This is a genomic window from Mesorhizobium sp. BR-1-1-10, from assembly GCF_020165595.1.
Lineage (GTDB): Bacteria > Pseudomonadota > Alphaproteobacteria > Rhizobiales > Rhizobiaceae > Mesorhizobium > Mesorhizobium australicum.
On record NZ_JAIUIL010000007.1, the window covers coordinates 360,652 to 374,419 of the forward strand.

Annotated in this window: 16 protein-coding genes; 9 read left to right on the plus strand and 7 right to left on the minus strand. The window is 62.7% G+C overall.

Going from position 1 to position 13,768, the window contains the following annotated elements; translation table 11 throughout:
- Window positions 1-647: 647 nt before the first annotated feature.
- The 8 genes from LB555_RS17970 to LB555_RS18005 all read left to right on the plus strand — a co-directional run bounded on the left by LB555_RS17970 (window position 648) and on the right by LB555_RS18005 (window position 6,534).
- Window positions 648-1,619 carry an SDR family oxidoreductase gene (locus tag LB555_RS17970; RefSeq protein WP_140617513.1) on the plus strand — a complete coding sequence of 324 codons (972 nt, stop codon included), beginning with the start codon at window positions 648-650 and terminating at the stop codon, window positions 1,617-1,619.
- 10 nt (window positions 1,620-1,629) lie between these two features.
- Complete coding sequence (locus LB555_RS17975) at window positions 1,630-3,342, plus strand: HAD-IIB family hydrolase (RefSeq protein ID WP_140661608.1); 1,713 nt, start codon at window positions 1,630-1,632, stop codon at window positions 3,340-3,342.
- 20 nt (window positions 3,343-3,362) lie between these two features.
- Window positions 3,363-3,548 (plus strand): hypothetical protein, encoded by a 186-nt coding sequence (locus LB555_RS17980; protein WP_140617515.1) that lies wholly within the window; start codon window positions 3,363-3,365, stop codon window positions 3,546-3,548.
- 111 nt (window positions 3,549-3,659) lie between these two features.
- The gene (locus LB555_RS17985) at window positions 3,660-3,977 is read left to right on the plus strand and encodes a hypothetical protein (protein WP_015319105.1); all 318 of its coding nucleotides are present in this window, start codon (window positions 3,660-3,662) and stop codon (window positions 3,975-3,977) included.
- A 25-nt stretch (window positions 3,978-4,002) separates the two neighbouring features.
- Window positions 4,003-4,446 carry a PPC domain-containing DNA-binding protein gene (locus LB555_RS17990; protein ID WP_015319106.1) on the plus strand — a complete coding sequence of 148 codons (444 nt, stop codon included), beginning with the start codon at window positions 4,003-4,005 and terminating at the stop codon, window positions 4,444-4,446.
- A 66-nt stretch (window positions 4,447-4,512) separates the two neighbouring features.
- Window positions 4,513-5,514, plus strand: coding sequence for an ATP-dependent DNA ligase (locus tag LB555_RS17995; protein WP_224595363.1), 1,002 nt, complete (start codon window positions 4,513-4,515; stop codon window positions 5,512-5,514).
- A 157-nt stretch (window positions 5,515-5,671) separates the two neighbouring features.
- Window positions 5,672-6,190, plus strand: coding sequence for a ferritin-like domain-containing protein (locus LB555_RS18000; protein WP_015319108.1), 519 nt, complete (start codon window positions 5,672-5,674; stop codon window positions 6,188-6,190).
- Between the two features lie 68 nt (window positions 6,191-6,258).
- Window positions 6,259-6,534 (plus strand): hypothetical protein, encoded by a 276-nt coding sequence (locus tag LB555_RS18005; protein ID WP_015319109.1) that lies wholly within the window; start codon window positions 6,259-6,261, stop codon window positions 6,532-6,534.
- A 295-nt stretch (window positions 6,535-6,829) separates the two neighbouring features.
- Here the strand turns inward: LB555_RS18005 and LB555_RS18010 are convergent, their stop codons facing one another.
- The 7 genes from LB555_RS18010 to LB555_RS18040 form a co-directional block, all read right to left on the minus strand.
- Window positions 6,830-7,033 (minus strand): hypothetical protein, encoded by a 204-nt coding sequence (locus tag LB555_RS18010; RefSeq protein ID WP_224683396.1) that lies wholly within the window; start codon window positions 7,031-7,033, stop codon window positions 6,830-6,832.
- Between the two features lie 119 nt (window positions 7,034-7,152).
- Window positions 7,153-9,432, minus strand: a complete 2,280-nt coding sequence (locus LB555_RS18015; RefSeq protein ID WP_224683397.1) for a xanthine dehydrogenase family protein molybdopterin-binding subunit — start codon at window positions 9,430-9,432, stop codon at window positions 7,153-7,155.
- Window positions 9,433-9,434: 2 nt separating this feature from the next.
- Window positions 9,435-10,457 (minus strand): FAD binding domain-containing protein, encoded by a 1,023-nt coding sequence (locus LB555_RS18020; protein WP_015319113.1) that lies wholly within the window; start codon window positions 10,455-10,457, stop codon window positions 9,435-9,437.
- A gap of 1 nt (window position 10,458) precedes the next feature.
- Complete coding sequence (locus LB555_RS18025) at window positions 10,459-11,079, minus strand: (2Fe-2S)-binding protein (RefSeq protein ID WP_015319114.1); 621 nt, start codon at window positions 11,077-11,079, stop codon at window positions 10,459-10,461.
- Window positions 11,080-11,355: 276 nt separating this feature from the next.
- Window positions 11,356-11,766, minus strand: coding sequence for a DUF427 domain-containing protein (locus tag LB555_RS18030; protein ID WP_140877846.1), 411 nt, complete (start codon window positions 11,764-11,766; stop codon window positions 11,356-11,358).
- 215 nt (window positions 11,767-11,981) lie between these two features.
- Complete coding sequence (locus LB555_RS18035; RefSeq protein WP_015319116.1) at window positions 11,982-12,164, minus strand: hypothetical protein; 183 nt, start codon at window positions 12,162-12,164, stop codon at window positions 11,982-11,984.
- Complete coding sequence (locus tag LB555_RS18040; protein WP_140661615.1) at window positions 12,161-12,520, minus strand: DUF768 domain-containing protein; 360 nt, start codon at window positions 12,518-12,520, stop codon at window positions 12,161-12,163. The genes LB555_RS18035 and LB555_RS18040 overlap by 4 nt, the downstream gene beginning before the upstream one ends.
- Window positions 12,521-12,669: 149 nt before the next feature.
- On the opposite strand from LB555_RS18040, the gene LB555_RS18045 reads away from it, so the two are divergent.
- A complete protein-coding gene (locus LB555_RS18045; RefSeq protein WP_140617522.1) occupies window positions 12,670-13,740 on the plus strand; it encodes a YihY/virulence factor BrkB family protein in 1,071 nt (356 codons plus the stop codon).
- The last annotated feature ends 28 nt before the right edge of the window (window positions 13,741-13,768 follow it).

A 13,768-nucleotide genomic window follows, 5' to 3' on the forward strand; every position in this document is an offset into this window, starting at 1 on the left:
TGCTGCCGAACAAAAGGAATTCACGGTCGCCGTGGGAGGAAATCGGAAAAGATTTTTCTCCCGGGGAGCCAGATCGCCCGCCTGCATGCCGGATGATGACGTCACCCGATCCAGATGCACTTGGCAGCCGTCGCACGCGAAGGGCGATGCGACCGGTGGCGAAAAGGGGGACCATCACCGTTTGTTCGGAACCTGATCGCCCGGCGGCTGTTTTCCGTTCAGCCAAATACGGAGGAAGCCATGGCACGCGACAGAACCGAATATGAAACGGGCGCACGGAAGTATCCCGCCAGGACCGGCCCGGATCCGAACGATGATTTCTCGGTTGACGCAGCGGGCAACAAGCCGCCGGCAGGCGGAATGGGGCTTACGCGACCGGCGGATCAGACAAATGAAGAGACACACCAGTCAGAAGGACAGAACCCGCCTCGCAAGGCGACGCCCAGCCCCGCAACGGAGAAGACATCCGGCGCGGGCCCGGCGATCTCCGAGCACTCGAAGGACGCGAAGGCTCCAAGGTCGGGCCGCCAACCCGGCGCCTATGTCAAGGACTGACGCGGACGGGGGCGATACCTTCTGACAAGCCATGCGCCGCGCAGACCGCCGGTCTGCCGCGCGTTGAACTTTCTTCAGCCGAGGAGACGACCATGCAGACGAAGTCACAAACGGCCGGTGAAGTCGCCAAGCAGCGCCATATCCAGCGCGGGATCGATGCCAAGGACAAATCGAAGCGCAACGGAAAGGCGGAGCACGCCATGCAGGCAGGCGCGCGCCCCTATCCCGAGCCGCCCTTCCCCAAGCAACATCAGGCGAAACCCGGGCATGAAGCGACGATCGAGCCTGCTCCGCTCTACGATGCACCCTACTATGTCGGATCAAATAAACTCGAAGGGAAGGTGGCTCTCATCACTGGTGGCGATTCGGGTATCGGCCGCGCGGTCGCGGTTTTGTTCGCTCGCGAAGGCGCCGACATCGCAGTCGTCTACCTGGCCGAGGACAGGGATGCCGAGGAGACAAAATCCGCTGTCGAAAAAGAAGGCCGACGCTGCATCCTGTTGAAGGCCGACGTCAGTGAACGCCAGGACTGCCACGATGCCGTGGCGACCACGGTCGAAACATTCGGCCGCATCGACGTGCTGGTCAACAACGCCGCCTTCCAGATCCATTCCAGCGACTTCGGCGACCTGACCGAAGAACATTTCGACACGACGCTGAAGACCAATCTCTATGGCTATTTCCATATGGCGCAGGAAGCCGTGCCCCACATGAAGCCGGGCTCGGCGATCGTCAACACGGGTTCGGTTACCGGCATAGAAGGCTCGAAGCAGCTGGTCGACTATTCGATGACCAAGGGCGGCATCCATGCTTTCACGCGCGCGCTTTCGGGCAACCTCATCGCCAAGGGCATCAGGGTGAACGCGGTCGCGCCTGGCCCGGTTTGGACACCGCTCAATCCGTCCGACAAGGAAGCCGACGACGTCTCGAAATTTGGCGCCGACACGCCGATGAAACGGCCGGCCCAACCGGAGGAACTGGCTCCCGCCTATGTTTTCCTCGCCTCCCCGCACTGTTCGAGTTACATCACCGGCGAGATCCTGCCGATCGTCGGCGGCTACTGAGGTCAGCGCAATGTATTTCATTGCCCTGGCGACCGACTATGACGGGACCCTCGCACATGACGGGACGGTCTCCAACAAGACGCTCGCGGCACTGGAGCGGTTCAAGAAAAGTGGACGTAAACTGCTTCTGGTCACCGGCCGCGAGTTGCCCGACCTCAAGCGCGTGTTTCCCGATGTCGGCCTGTTCGACAAGGTCGTCGCCGAAAACGGCGCCCTGATCTACACACCGGCCAGCGAGGAAGAGCGGGCGATCTCACCATCGCCGGAGCCCGAATTCGTCGCCAGGCTGAAAAAGCAGGGGGTGAAGCCACTTTCCGTGGGACGGTCGATCGTCGCCACCTGGGAACCGCATCAGGCGACCGTGCTCGAGGTCATCAAGAAGATGGGGCTCGAACTCGAAATCATCTTCAACAAGGGCGCGGTGATGATCCTGCCGAGCGGCGTCAACAAGGCCACCGGTCTGGCGGCCGCGCTCGAGGACCTTCACCTGTCGCCGCACAATGTTGTGGGTATCGGCGACGCCGAGAACGATCACGCCTTCCTGAAGGCCTGCGGCTGCAGCGTTGCGGTCGACAATGCCATTCCCGCGGTCAAAAGCACCGCGGACCTGGTTACGCGCGGCGCACGCGGCAAAGGCGTCGAGGAACTGATCGCGAAGCTGATAAAAAGCGACCACGGGATCGTGCCGAAGCGTCATGGCGGGATTGTTCTGGGATCGTCCGGTGGCGATGACATCTATCTGTCGCCGACCGAAAGCGTGCTCATCGCCGGCAGTTCGGGCATCGGCAAATCCACTTTGGCCACCGCACTGACGGAACGCTTCGTCGACAGCCAATTTCAGTTTTGCGTCTTCGACCCGGAGGGTGACTATGACGGCCTCGAGGGCGCCGTTCGGCTGGGGGATGCATCGAGCGCGCCGACAAAGGCGCAGGTGCTCGACCTGATCGCCAAGGCCGACAGCAATGTTGTCGTCAATGGGCTGGCGCTGCGTGTCAACGAACGGCCAGACTTCTTTGCCGACCTGCTGCCTGGCCTTGGCAGTTTCCGCCGCCGCACCGCAAGGCCGCATTGGCTGGTCATCGACGAAGCGCACCATCTTCTTCCGAAGCGGCGCGACGACACCCGCGCCGTGCTCTCCCTGGAACTGCCGGGCACGATCCTGATCACCGTCCATCCCGAGGCGATTTCGACCGACGCCCTGCGCCTGATGACGGCCGTCATCGCCCTTGGCCCGAAGGCGAAGGACGTGGTGAAGACCTTCTGCCATGAGACCGGCATCGAGCCGCCGAAGGACATTCCCACGCCCAAGGGCGATCGGGTTCTGTTCTGGCGGCCGGGGGCGCGCAAAAAACTCACGACGGTCAAGGTCATAGAACCTCGCCAGTCGCTCAAGCGCCACAGCCGTAAATATGCCGAGGGTCAACTCGATGAGACCGGCAGCTTCTATTTCCGCGGTCCCGACGACGCGATGAACCTCAGGGCCCATAATCTGATGATCTTTGCTCAGATGGCCGAAGGCATAGACGACAAGACCTGGGAGTTCCATTTGCGCGCGGGCGACTATTCGAAATGGTTCCGCCACCAGATCAGGGACAAGGACCTCGCCCGCGAAACCGCCGAGGCGGAAAAGGACAGCAAGCTTTCGGCGGACGAGAGCCGCAAACGGGTGCTCGATGCCGTTCGGCGGCGCTACACGGCACCCGCGACGGCGCCAGAGGCGTAACAGCCCGACAGGAGGCGGTCATGAGCGACGACCGGCATGGCAAAGACGACAAAGACGGACGCGGCGAAAATGGACCTGTCTTCTCCGCGCGCCAGGCTTCGCAAGGCGAGATCATCCTGCGAACCCGCACGCGCCGGATCATTTTCGTGGCAGGACTGGTCGGCATCCTGATCCTGGCGGCGGTGGTCAGGTTCGCGATCGGTTGAACCTGCCTTGTTGCAACAGCCCCGCGACAGGGTGTGTCGGGCAAGGCTGACCGCGATTGGAACCCGGGCGCCGACTTGGCGTTCAACCTCCATCGAGAAGGAGAAACGATCATGCCCCGAGGCGATAAATCCAAATACACCGACAAGCAGGAACGCAAGGCCGACCATATTGCCGAAGGCTACGAGAAGCGTGGCGTCTCCGACAAGGAAGCCGAGCGGCGCGCATGGGCGACGGTCAACAAGGACGATGGTGGCGGCAAGAAGGAAGGCGGCTCCGGGCGTGGCAAGCACACAGGTCACCCAGCGGCGCACAAGGGCGGCAAAAGCGGCGGAAAGGCGTCCGCTTCCCGATCGGCCGCCAGCCGGTCCGAATCGGCAAAGAAGGCGGCGGCGACCCGCAAGAGGAACGCCGAACACCACGCCCACTGACCGACCGCGAGGATTGAACGCCGGCATGAAATCGCGACTCGTCAACGAGGCCAATGGCCAACGGACATTTGTCGTGGTGCTCGACCCGGGCGAGGAAGCGTTCGCGGCACTGACCAGCTTCGCGGTCGAGCAGAAGATCGGCAGCGCCTCCCTGACGGCGATCGGCGCGTTCCAACGGGCCACCGTCGGTTGGTTCGACCTGGAGGCGAAGAGCTATCGAAAAATCCCGATCGACGAACAATGCGAGGTCCTGAGCGCGATCGGTGATGTCGCGACGGGCGATGATGGCAAGCCGAGCCTTCATGTCCACGCGGTGCTTGGCTTGAGCGACGGCACGACCAAAGGCGGCCATCTGCTCGAAGGCACCGTTCGGCCGACATTGGAAATCACCGTGGTGGAAGCGCCGGGTCACCTGCGCCGCCGCAAGCGAGCCGAATTCGGCGTGGCTTTGATCGATCTCGGTGCCTGAAGCTGCCGCGGGTGTCGGTTGGCGGGCTTCGCCGCTGGCGCGTGCCCCAGAAAGCGACGAAAGGCAATGACGGACAGCTTTGCCCTACCCCTGAACACGCCCCCCATGGAGGCCAAGGCAGCCGACGCTCTACCGGATAGGGAAGGCTTTTGGCAATACGAGCCCAAATGGGACGGGTTTCGCTGCCTCGCCTTCAAAGGCGACACGGATGTCGACTTGCGCGCCAAATCCGGCAAACCGCTCGGTCGTTACTTCCCGGAGCTCGTCGCCATGCTGCGGCAAGTCGAGGCCCGCAATTTCGTGGTCGATGGCGAGATCGTCATCGAGCTCGAGGGCCAGCTTTCTTTCGACGCGCTGCAGATGCGGCTTCACCCAGCCGAAAGCCGCATCCGCAAGCTGAGCGCGCAAACGCCTGCCCTGCTGATCCTGTTCGACATGCCGGTCGCGCCGGGCGGCACGATCCTGCTCGGCGAGCCGTTGTCGCAACGACGCCGGGCGATCGAGGGCTTCGTTCAGGACTACGCCGAGCCTGGCTTGCGGCTCTCGCCCAGCACGACCGATCCGGCGGCCGCCAGACGCTGGCTCGAGGAAGCCGGTCATGGTTCCACCGACGGCGTGGTCGCCAAATTGCTGGCCGACCCCTACCGTCCAGGGGAACGCGCGATGGTCAAGGTCAAACGGTTGCGTACGGCCGACTGCGTGGTTGGAGGATTCCGCTATCTGACCGGCAGCAAGGAGGTCGGCTCGCTCCTGCTCGGCCTTTACGATGATAGGGGCAAGCTCGACCATGTCGGCTTTACCTCGACCATCGGCAGGGATGACCGGGCTGGCGTCACCCGAAAGCTGGAAAAGCTGCGTGGCGGACCCGGCTTCACCGGCAAGGCGCCGGGCGGGCCTAGCCGCTGGAGCACGCAGCGCAGCGGCGAATGGGAGCCCCTGCGGCCGGAACTGGTGGTCGAGGTCCGCTTCGACCATGTCACCGGCGACAGGTTCCGGCATGGCACCAAACTGTTGCGCTGGCGGCCGGACAAGGCGCCGCGTCAATGCACCATGCAACAGATCCAGTGATGGAGTTCGTGCCGCGGACGCGCTTGCGAAGCCCGGTCGCGATGAGAGCCGACGCAACGGTCGCCTCTTTGCGAGATGGCTGGAACAACCTTCCTCACGGCAAGTTGTGCTCCAGCTACACCGCTGGTGGGCTTCACGACAATTGGAGATGACAATCATGGCGACTGCGAAGAAAGCGGCAACGAAAGGGCTTGAAGCCCTGTTCCTCGACGGGCTGAAGGACATCTACTACGCCGAGAAGAAAATCCTGAAGGCGCTGCCGAAAATGGCAAAAGGCGCCGAATCCGAAGATGTTTCGGCAGCATTCGAGAAACACCTGCAGGAAACCGAGGGCCAGGTCGACCGCCTCGAACAGATCTTCGAACTCCTCGACAAGCCGGCCCGCGGCAAGACCTGTCCGGCCATCGACGGCATCATCGAGGAGGGTTCGGAAATCCTCCAGGAATACAAGGGCGACCCCGCGCTGGATGCTGGGCTAGTCGGAGCGGCGCAGGCCGTCGAACACTACGAGATCGCGCGCTACGGGACGCTGATCGCCTGGGCCGAACAGCTCGGCAAGAGCGACGTGGTCAAACTCCTGAACGAGACTCTCGAGGAGGAGACGGCGACCGACGAGGCACTTTCCAGCCTTGGCGAGGGTGGCGTCAACGAGCGTGCCCTGGAACAGGCCGCCTAGCTGGCGAGCTGTTGCCCCGGGCGCTTCAGGCGATCCGGGGCAAACTCCCCGGATTTCGGAGAACGACAATGGACCCCCGCAAAAGAGAGCAACCCGCAGTTCAGACGGAAGACCCGACGGAGACTGAAGGTCCCACGGTAGAGCAGCAGGACTGGGACGCGCTAGCAGGCGCGAAAATCCTTCCGGATGACGTCGAGGTGGAAGACGAGGCCGACGGCGAATTGCCCGAGGAAGATGACGACAACGCTTACCAGGAAAGCGACGAGGCATTGCCCGACGATGTGGAGGAAGCGGTGCTGTCACGCGATCCTTCAAGGGAAGGCGGCCGCTTCGACGAGGAGTGACCAAACTACGGGCGGATTCCGCTCAGCCGACCGCGTGCATTGGGGGCTCTTCGTTCTCGTCAGGATTGGGTAACGGCGCCTCATCGGGTAATCCTTCCGGCTCCGGTTCGCCGATCGGCTTGGGCTTCCAATTGGGAGCCGGCATGGGTACGTCGCGGTTGGGGTCGGGTTCTCTCGGATCGGGCATCAAATCTGTCTCTCTTTCGGCGAACTGTGCGGGTCGGCTCTGCCCAGCACGGTCGCATGCAGAGCCCGTCCCGAGCGCTCGGGACGGGCACGGAGCCACACAGGTTTGCTAGCGATTCTTGTGGCTTTGCTCGCCAGCTCTCACATGCTGTTCATGGGTTCCGCCACGCGTCGTGCCGGCGCTGTCGCCGCCTTGTTGGCGATGGTTGCCACCGGCCGCCTGTTGCTGACGGCGGTTCTTATCGTCCATGTTCTTGTGGCTCTGCTGGCCTGCTTTCACATGTTGCTCATGGCTACCACCTTGATTGGGCATCTTCTTCTCCTTTGAGTTATGCGAGGCGATCAACCGCCTCAAGGGTCAAAGACGCTGGCGGCCAGGACGTTCCCTCACGTAATATTTCGTGAATCGGACCGCCCATGGGGTAGGCCAGATCAGACGATAAGCTGCTCGATCCTGATCGGAAGATCGCGGATGCGTTTGCCAGTCGCATGGTAGACCGCGCTGGCAACGGCGGCCGCCGTGCCGACATTGCCCAGTTCTCCGAGGCCTTTGACGCCTGCCGGATTGACCTCGTGGTCAATCTCCGGAACCAGAATCACCTGGAGATCCTTGATGTCGGCATTGACCGGCACGAGGTAGTCCTGCAGATCTCGATTGACGTAGCGGGCATAGCGGCTGTCGACCTCGGTCGCCTCATGCAGCGCCTGGCCGATGCCCCAGATCATTCCGCCCATCAGTTGGCTGCGCGCCGTGCGCGTGTTCATGATGCGGCCGGCGGCAAAGGCCCCGACAATGCGCGGCACGCGGATTTCCCTGGTAAGGCGATTGATGCGAACTTCGACGAATTCCGCGCCGAATGCATATTTCACCGAATCCTCGTCCTGCTCGCCGCCGTGAAACTCCGGCTGGCCGGCATAGAGCTTCTTGAGCGCTTCGGGGCTCGCCCCCTTGGGCGCATACTCGGCATACTCCTCGATCGCCCCCACCCGCATGGTTTTCAAGACGTCCTCGACCTTTGCCGAAGCGCCGCCCTTGGCAATGATTTTGCCATCGAGGATATCCAGTTCCTCATGGTGGGCGCCGGCAAGCGCACCACCTTCGCCGGTCGCTGCGGCAAACAGCTTCGTCCTGATCGCGTTGCAGGCCTTGAGCACCGCCGAACAGACGCTTGCCGTGGAGATAGACCCTCCCGACACGGGCGCCGGGGGCAAGGTGCTGTCGCCCATCTCGACGCTCACCCTGTCCATGGCGACACCGAGGCGCTCTGCTGCCATCTGGCCGGCGACCGTGCGCACACCGGTGCCGATTTCATGCGAGCCGCTCTGGACGCGCACATCGCCGTCGACGGTCAGCCATACGCGCGCAGCGCAGGGAGCCGACGAGGTCGGATAGATCGCCGTGGCGCAACCCATGCCGATCAACCAGTCGCCGTCGTGCATCGACCCGACCTTGGCGTCCCGCTTCGTCCAGCCGAATGCGTCCGCCGCCTGATCGTAGCATTGCATCAGCGAGCGGCTCGAGAACGGCTTTCTCCCGATCGGCTCGGCTTTTGGCTCGTTCACCCTTCGGAACTCCACCGGGTCCATGGCCAGGGCCACCGCCATCTCGTCCATGGCGTTCTCCAGCGCATAGACGTAAGGCGTCTCGGGAGGCGAACGCATGTAGCCGGGCGTGTTGCGGTCCGCCTGGACCAGCGACACGTGCGTAAGCACCGCGCCGTAATCATACATGCGGCCGGTCGCCGACGTTCCCCCGACCACGTAGGGATCGGGGCGCGATGTCACCTCCCAGCCCTCATGCGCGAAAGCGGTTATGCGGCCGTCCTTGTCGGCGCCCATGCGGATCCGGTGCCTGGTCTCGGCGCGATAGGTCTGTGTACCAAACGCCTGCATGCGGCTGACCACGCAACGCACCGGCCGGCCGAGACGCCTTGCCGCAACCGCGACGATCGCCGTGCGGGCCGTCATCGGTCCCTTCGAGCCGAATGCGCCGCCGATGTATGGGCTGACAATGCGAACCTTCGCCGGATCGATCTTCAACTGCCTGGCAAGTTCGGCCTTCCAGCCGGTGACGTTCTGGGACGGCTCATGAATGGTGAGTTGATCGCCCTGCCACATTGCCGTCGTCGAAAACAGTTCGATCGGATTGTGGTGCTGCGTCGGTGTCGAATAGCGTGCATCGATCCTGACCGGAGCAGCGGCATAGGCAGTATCGAAATCGCCGACCTTGACGTCTTCCTTGAACATCGGGCTTTTGCCCGCGGCGGCAATGGTCGTTGCTCCAGGGCTGTCGAAGCCCGCACTCGGTTTCTCCTCGGCGTAGTCGGCGCGGATCAGCAGCGCGGCCTCCTCCGCGGCCTCGAAGGTCTCGGCGACCACCAAGGCAATGATCTGCCCATCGTGAAAGACCTTCCGGTCATGCAGCGGCGCGATCGAGGCGGCGGCGGTATTGCCGAATTTCGGCTTGTCCACCGCGTCCATGTCGCCATAGGTCACGATGTCGAGCACGCCCGGCACCGCTCGGGCATTGTCCAGGTGAAGTGCCGTCACCGTGCCCTTGGCGATACTGCTGGTGGCCAGCACGCCATAGGCGACATTGGCCGCCGCGAGGTCCGCCGGATAACTCGCCTGGCCGGTCACCTTCAGCCGCCCGTCGATGCGCGGCAGCGGGGCACCCATGTTCTCCTTGGGCTGCGGAGCGGCTGCGTTCATGATCACACCTTCATGTCACGGGTTTCGAGGAGCGCCCGCACCAGCGTCCGTTTGCCAAGCTCGATCTTGAACGCATTGTGGCCGCGCGGCCTGGCATCGGCGAAAGCCGTCTCCGCGGCCGCCCGCGCCATTGCCTCGTCCAGCATCTTGTCGTGCAGGACCGCTTCCGCTTCCCTCGCCCGCCACGGCACCGTGGCGACGCCGCCAAGGGCTATGCGTGCCTCGCGGACGTTGTTGCCGTCGAGGTCGAGAGCGACCGCCGCGGAAGCCAGGGCGAAGGCATAGGATTCGCGGTCACGAACCTTAAGGTAGCGGGAACGGCGGGTCCAAGGACCCGCGGGCACGTCGATGGCGGTGATGATCTCGTCAGCGGCGAGGCCGGTCTCGACATGCGGCGTATCGCCGGGCAAGCGATGCAGGTTGGCGAACCGGATTTCGCGCGCGCCGCCAGAACCCTCGACATGGAGGTTGGCGTCAAGGGCAATCAGTGCCTGGGCGAAATCACCATGATAGGTGGCGATGCAGGCATCACTGACGCCCAGCACCGCGTGTTGCCTATTGAAACCGTCCATTGCCGCGCAGCCCGAACCCGGCTGGCGCTTGTTGCAGGCCCATGAGATCTCCCTGAAATACTCGCACCGCGTCCGTTGCAGCACGTTGCCGGCAAGGCTGGCCATGTTGCGGAGTTGGCCGCTGGCTGCCAGCCTGAGGCTGTCGGCAATGACCGGATAGTGGAGCTTGACGTCCTTATCGTCAGCCGCCTCGCCCATCCGCACCAGCGCGCCGAAACGAACCCCTTCGGCGGTGACGCGGATTTGCCGAAGCGCCGGCTCGGAGAGACGATTGAGATCGAGCAGGCGGTTCGGCCGGGCAACGTCGAGCTTCATGTAGTCGGCCAGATTGGTGCCGCCAGCGATGAATTGCATGTCTGACTGGGTCGGCGGCCGATCCGGCGCGGCAAAGTTCGAAGCGAGGGCGATAGCCGCCGGGATGTTGGCCGGTTGCTCGAGAACGAAAGGACGCATGTCAGGCTCTCCCGGTTTCGTCGCGAGCCTGCACGATCGCGGCCACGATGTTGGGGTATGCGGCGCACCGGCAGATGTTGCCGCTCATGTATTCCCGGATATCGGCCTCGGAACCGGCGTGGCCTTCGTTGACACAGCCGATGGCCGACAGAATCTGGCCCGGCGTGCAATAGCCGCACTGGAAGGCGTCATGGTCGATAAAGGCCTGCTGCATCGGATGCAGGGCGCCGTCGCGCGAGGCGAGCCCCTCCACGGTCGTCACATCCTTGCCCTGCATCATCACCGCGAAGCTCAGGCAGGAGAGGACCCGTTTTCCGTCGACGAGCACGGTGCATGCACCGCATTGCCCATGGTCGCAGCCCTTTTTCGTCCCGGTCAGCCCAACGTGGTCACGCAAGGCGTCGAGCAGGCTGGTCCTGGTGTCGAGCGAAAGCTCGTAAGCTTGCCTGTTGATACGAAGCGAGGTGACGACCGGCTCCCGGAGCTTGGAACGGGACGCGGCCACTTCCTCCGCCTTGGCCTCAGGAGACAGGAGCGGTGCGACCGCAGCGGCCGAAACCGTGCCCGTCATGAAACGTCTCCGGCTGAGGCTAATTGGCTTTGGGACGAGGGTTTCGGACATGGCTCGCTCCTGGGCTGGCTTTCGCCGCTAACCTTTCACTCCGGGCATTGTTCCGAATGCAGTGCGACAAAACCCTGCCTGATCGCGAAAGAGTGATTTTGCTCCGGCATGGCGGTGAGGCGCGGCTAAACCCGATCGAAGCGGCCGCAACGAGGCTTCTTGGTGGAGGGTGGATCGATGAGGGGAAGGCTCGGACTCGCACCGGTGCCGCTGACCTGGCGGCGGCCACTTGCCGGCATGCCGGCAAGCAAGAAGAACGACGGTCGAGGCGGCATCCTACTCCATGACATGTGGAGTGTGCCGCTTATCCTCCTTCGGATCGACGTCAATACGTGCCCTTTTCGGATCGAAGGCGCCATGACGCGCGATGGCCAGGGCCGCGGTATCCGGCGTCTCATACGCCCACATGAAGTCATCGGCCGAGCCGCCGACAGCATGAACACGCCAATAGCTCGCTGTTCCCTTCAACGGGCACTCGCTGGTGGTGTTGGTCTTCTCGAGGAGGTCGAAATAGATATCCTCGAAGGGGATATAGAAGACCGGCTCATGGCCCTCCTCCCGAAGAATTTTCGCACGGTCGCTTGCGGCGACTATCGCGTCGGAGAACCGGACCGTCACCGTGCCGAGGAATGGTTCTATGCTCATGCCGCCGATAGGGCGCCTGGAAATCGCTTCTGAACCTTGCATCTGAATTCTCCTTGGCCAGCGTCTTGATGGTTGGATGACATTTGTCTTCCACGCGTGAAGTCGAAATGCGCGGCAGTGGATTGAGGTTCCGGTCCCTCCGGAAATCCTGGCGTCCGCAGTCATCAGCCTAGCCGCGCCAGGGGAATGACCGGAGCACCTCATCCGTCAGGCCAGCCACGCAAGCGGCAGCGGCGTATAGCAATAGGAAATCACGTTCATTTGGTCGCTGGGGCAGTTGGCTGATCGCCACCCGTCGTCGACTTCGGTCTGGCGTCCTGGTCGACTGGTGGGTTCTTGGTGACGGTGTCGGTGTTGGCCTTCGTCGGCTCGGTGTTGTTGTCACATGCGGTGAGCGCAAGACCCGTTGCCAGGATCAGAAAGGATAGGAACCTCGTCATCGCCATCTCCTCGGGTTGACACTCGACAAACGAGGTTCCGCGATTTTGGTTGCCGCCGTGGCCACCCCTTCCAAGGGGGAGCCGTTCCCTTCATCGATCGTTTCCGCGATGTATTCAGTAAGATCGCCCACCTCATCCTGGATGTCCTGCGCCGCGATCCCCTCATCTTGCGCATCCGCCACGCACTGATTTGCGAGTTCCTCCGCGGCATCGATGCCGGACATAGGGATAGGCTCGTCAACGACGTGTTCTTCGATCCAATCCGAAATGAAGTGGGCTGTTCGATTGACGATCAGGTCGGCGTCCTCGGACAACTCCGCTTCGCCCCTGAGCTTATCCCTGGTTGTCGTTCTCATCGGACACACCCGTTCACTTGACCAATTTCAAACGCCGATCGGCCGCAAAAGATGCAGGGAAGGAGGAAAATCGTGATCGGCCGCGCATCGGGAACGGGTGTCTTCATCCCGCGTTGTCAGCCACGCTTTGGACATCAGCGAACCCGGTAATGGCTTTGAAACCACAACGAGGCTCTCCGCCGAACGACAAGCAGCCCTCGCTGATCGATGAGGAAGCAGCCGGCCGCGCGGCCTCGACAACGAAGGACAGCAACGCCGCGGCAGGGCGGGAGCCAGGAAGCCGTGGGCGCGACGCCACGTGGCCATCTCAAATCACTGGGCTGGGGTGGAAGGACATCTTCTGGCGACTTTGGGAAGAGTTCAACAAGGACCGGGTTCTGCTGGTGGCTGCCGGCGCGACCTTCTATCTCCTGCTCGCCTTGTTTCCCGCCCTGGCAGCCTTCATCTCGATCTATGGCTTCGTCGCGGACCCGGTCACGGTCGCCGACCATGTCGCTTACCTCCAGGGATTGCTACCGCAGGGCGGGCTCGATCTTATCCGCGATCAGTTGCAGGCCTTGGCCCGCCAGAAAGCAGGCGCTCTCGGCACAGGCTTTTTCATAGGCCTGACAATCGCCCTCTGGAGCGCCAACAGCGGCATGAAGGCGCTCTTCGACGCGATGAACATCGCCTACGAAGAGCGTGAGAAACGCTCGTTCATTACCCTCAATCTGATGTCGATCCTGTTCACGGTCGGAGCCCTGCTCATCGGCATCGTGCTGCTGCTTACGGTGGGTGTTGTCCCGGCGCTGTTGCGCTTTTTCTACCTTGATGCCTGGACAGAAACCGTGGTTGCGGTATCTCGATGGCCCATCCTGGTAGTGTCGATCCTAACCGGCATTTCCTTGCTCTACCGCTTCGGGCCGAGCCGGGAACATGCGAAATGGCGATGGTTGAGCTGGGGAGCGCTTGCGGCAACCGCGGCATGGATCATCGCGTCGTGGCTGTTCTCGTTCTACCTCCAGCATTTTGCCAACTATAACGCGACATACGGCTCGCTCGGTGCCGTGGTCGGCCTGATGATGTGGACATGGATTTCAGTCATCATCCTGATCGCCGGCGCCGCCATCAACGCGGAAATGGAACATCAGACAGCCTGTGACTCGACCACAGGCCCGGCGGTTCCCATGGGTGAGCGCGGCGCGGTCGTCGCCGACACATTGGGCAAGACTGCGGACTGATGAAACTTTCAGGTAGATGTCCCATCGT

Excerpts from the sequence above, each read along its gene's own strand:
- LB555_RS17970 (WP_140617513.1), top strand. The coding sequence starts at position 648 with ATGCAGACGAAGTCACAAACGGCCGGTGAAGTCGCCAAGCAGCGCCAT.
- LB555_RS17975 (WP_140661608.1), top strand. The coding sequence starts at position 1,630 with ATGTATTTCATTGCCCTGGCGACCGACTATGACGGGACCCTCGCACAT.
- LB555_RS17980 (WP_140617515.1), top strand. The coding sequence starts at position 3,363 with ATGAGCGACGACCGGCATGGCAAAGACGACAAAGACGGACGCGGCGAA.
- LB555_RS17985 (WP_015319105.1), top strand. The coding sequence starts at position 3,660 with ATGCCCCGAGGCGATAAATCCAAATACACCGACAAGCAGGAACGCAAG.
- LB555_RS17990 (WP_015319106.1), top strand. The coding sequence starts at position 4,003 with ATGAAATCGCGACTCGTCAACGAGGCCAATGGCCAACGGACATTTGTC.
- LB555_RS17995 (WP_224595363.1), top strand. The coding sequence starts at position 4,513 with ATGACGGACAGCTTTGCCCTACCCCTGAACACGCCCCCCATGGAGGCC.
- LB555_RS18000 (WP_015319108.1), top strand. The coding sequence starts at position 5,672 with ATGGCGACTGCGAAGAAAGCGGCAACGAAAGGGCTTGAAGCCCTGTTC.
- LB555_RS18005 (WP_015319109.1), top strand. The coding sequence starts at position 6,259 with ATGGACCCCCGCAAAAGAGAGCAACCCGCAGTTCAGACGGAAGACCCG.
- LB555_RS18010 (WP_224683396.1), bottom strand. The coding sequence starts at position 7,033 with ATGCCCAATCAAGGTGGTAGCCATGAGCAACATGTGAAAGCAGGCCAG.
- LB555_RS18015 (WP_224683397.1), bottom strand. The coding sequence starts at position 9,432 with ATGAACGCAGCCGCTCCGCAGCCCAAGGAGAACATGGGTGCCCCGCTG.
- LB555_RS18020 (WP_015319113.1), bottom strand. The coding sequence starts at position 10,457 with ATGCGTCCTTTCGTTCTCGAGCAACCGGCCAACATCCCGGCGGCTATC.
- LB555_RS18025 (WP_015319114.1), bottom strand. The coding sequence starts at position 11,079 with ATGTCCGAAACCCTCGTCCCAAAGCCAATTAGCCTCAGCCGGAGACGT.
- LB555_RS18030 (WP_140877846.1), bottom strand. The coding sequence starts at position 11,766 with ATGCAAGGTTCAGAAGCGATTTCCAGGCGCCCTATCGGCGGCATGAGC.
- LB555_RS18035 (WP_015319116.1), bottom strand. The coding sequence starts at position 12,164 with ATGACGAGGTTCCTATCCTTTCTGATCCTGGCAACGGGTCTTGCGCTC.
- LB555_RS18040 (WP_140661615.1), bottom strand. The coding sequence starts at position 12,520 with ATGAGAACGACAACCAGGGATAAGCTCAGGGGCGAAGCGGAGTTGTCC.
- LB555_RS18045 (WP_140617522.1), top strand. The coding sequence starts at position 12,670 with ATGGCTTTGAAACCACAACGAGGCTCTCCGCCGAACGACAAGCAGCCC.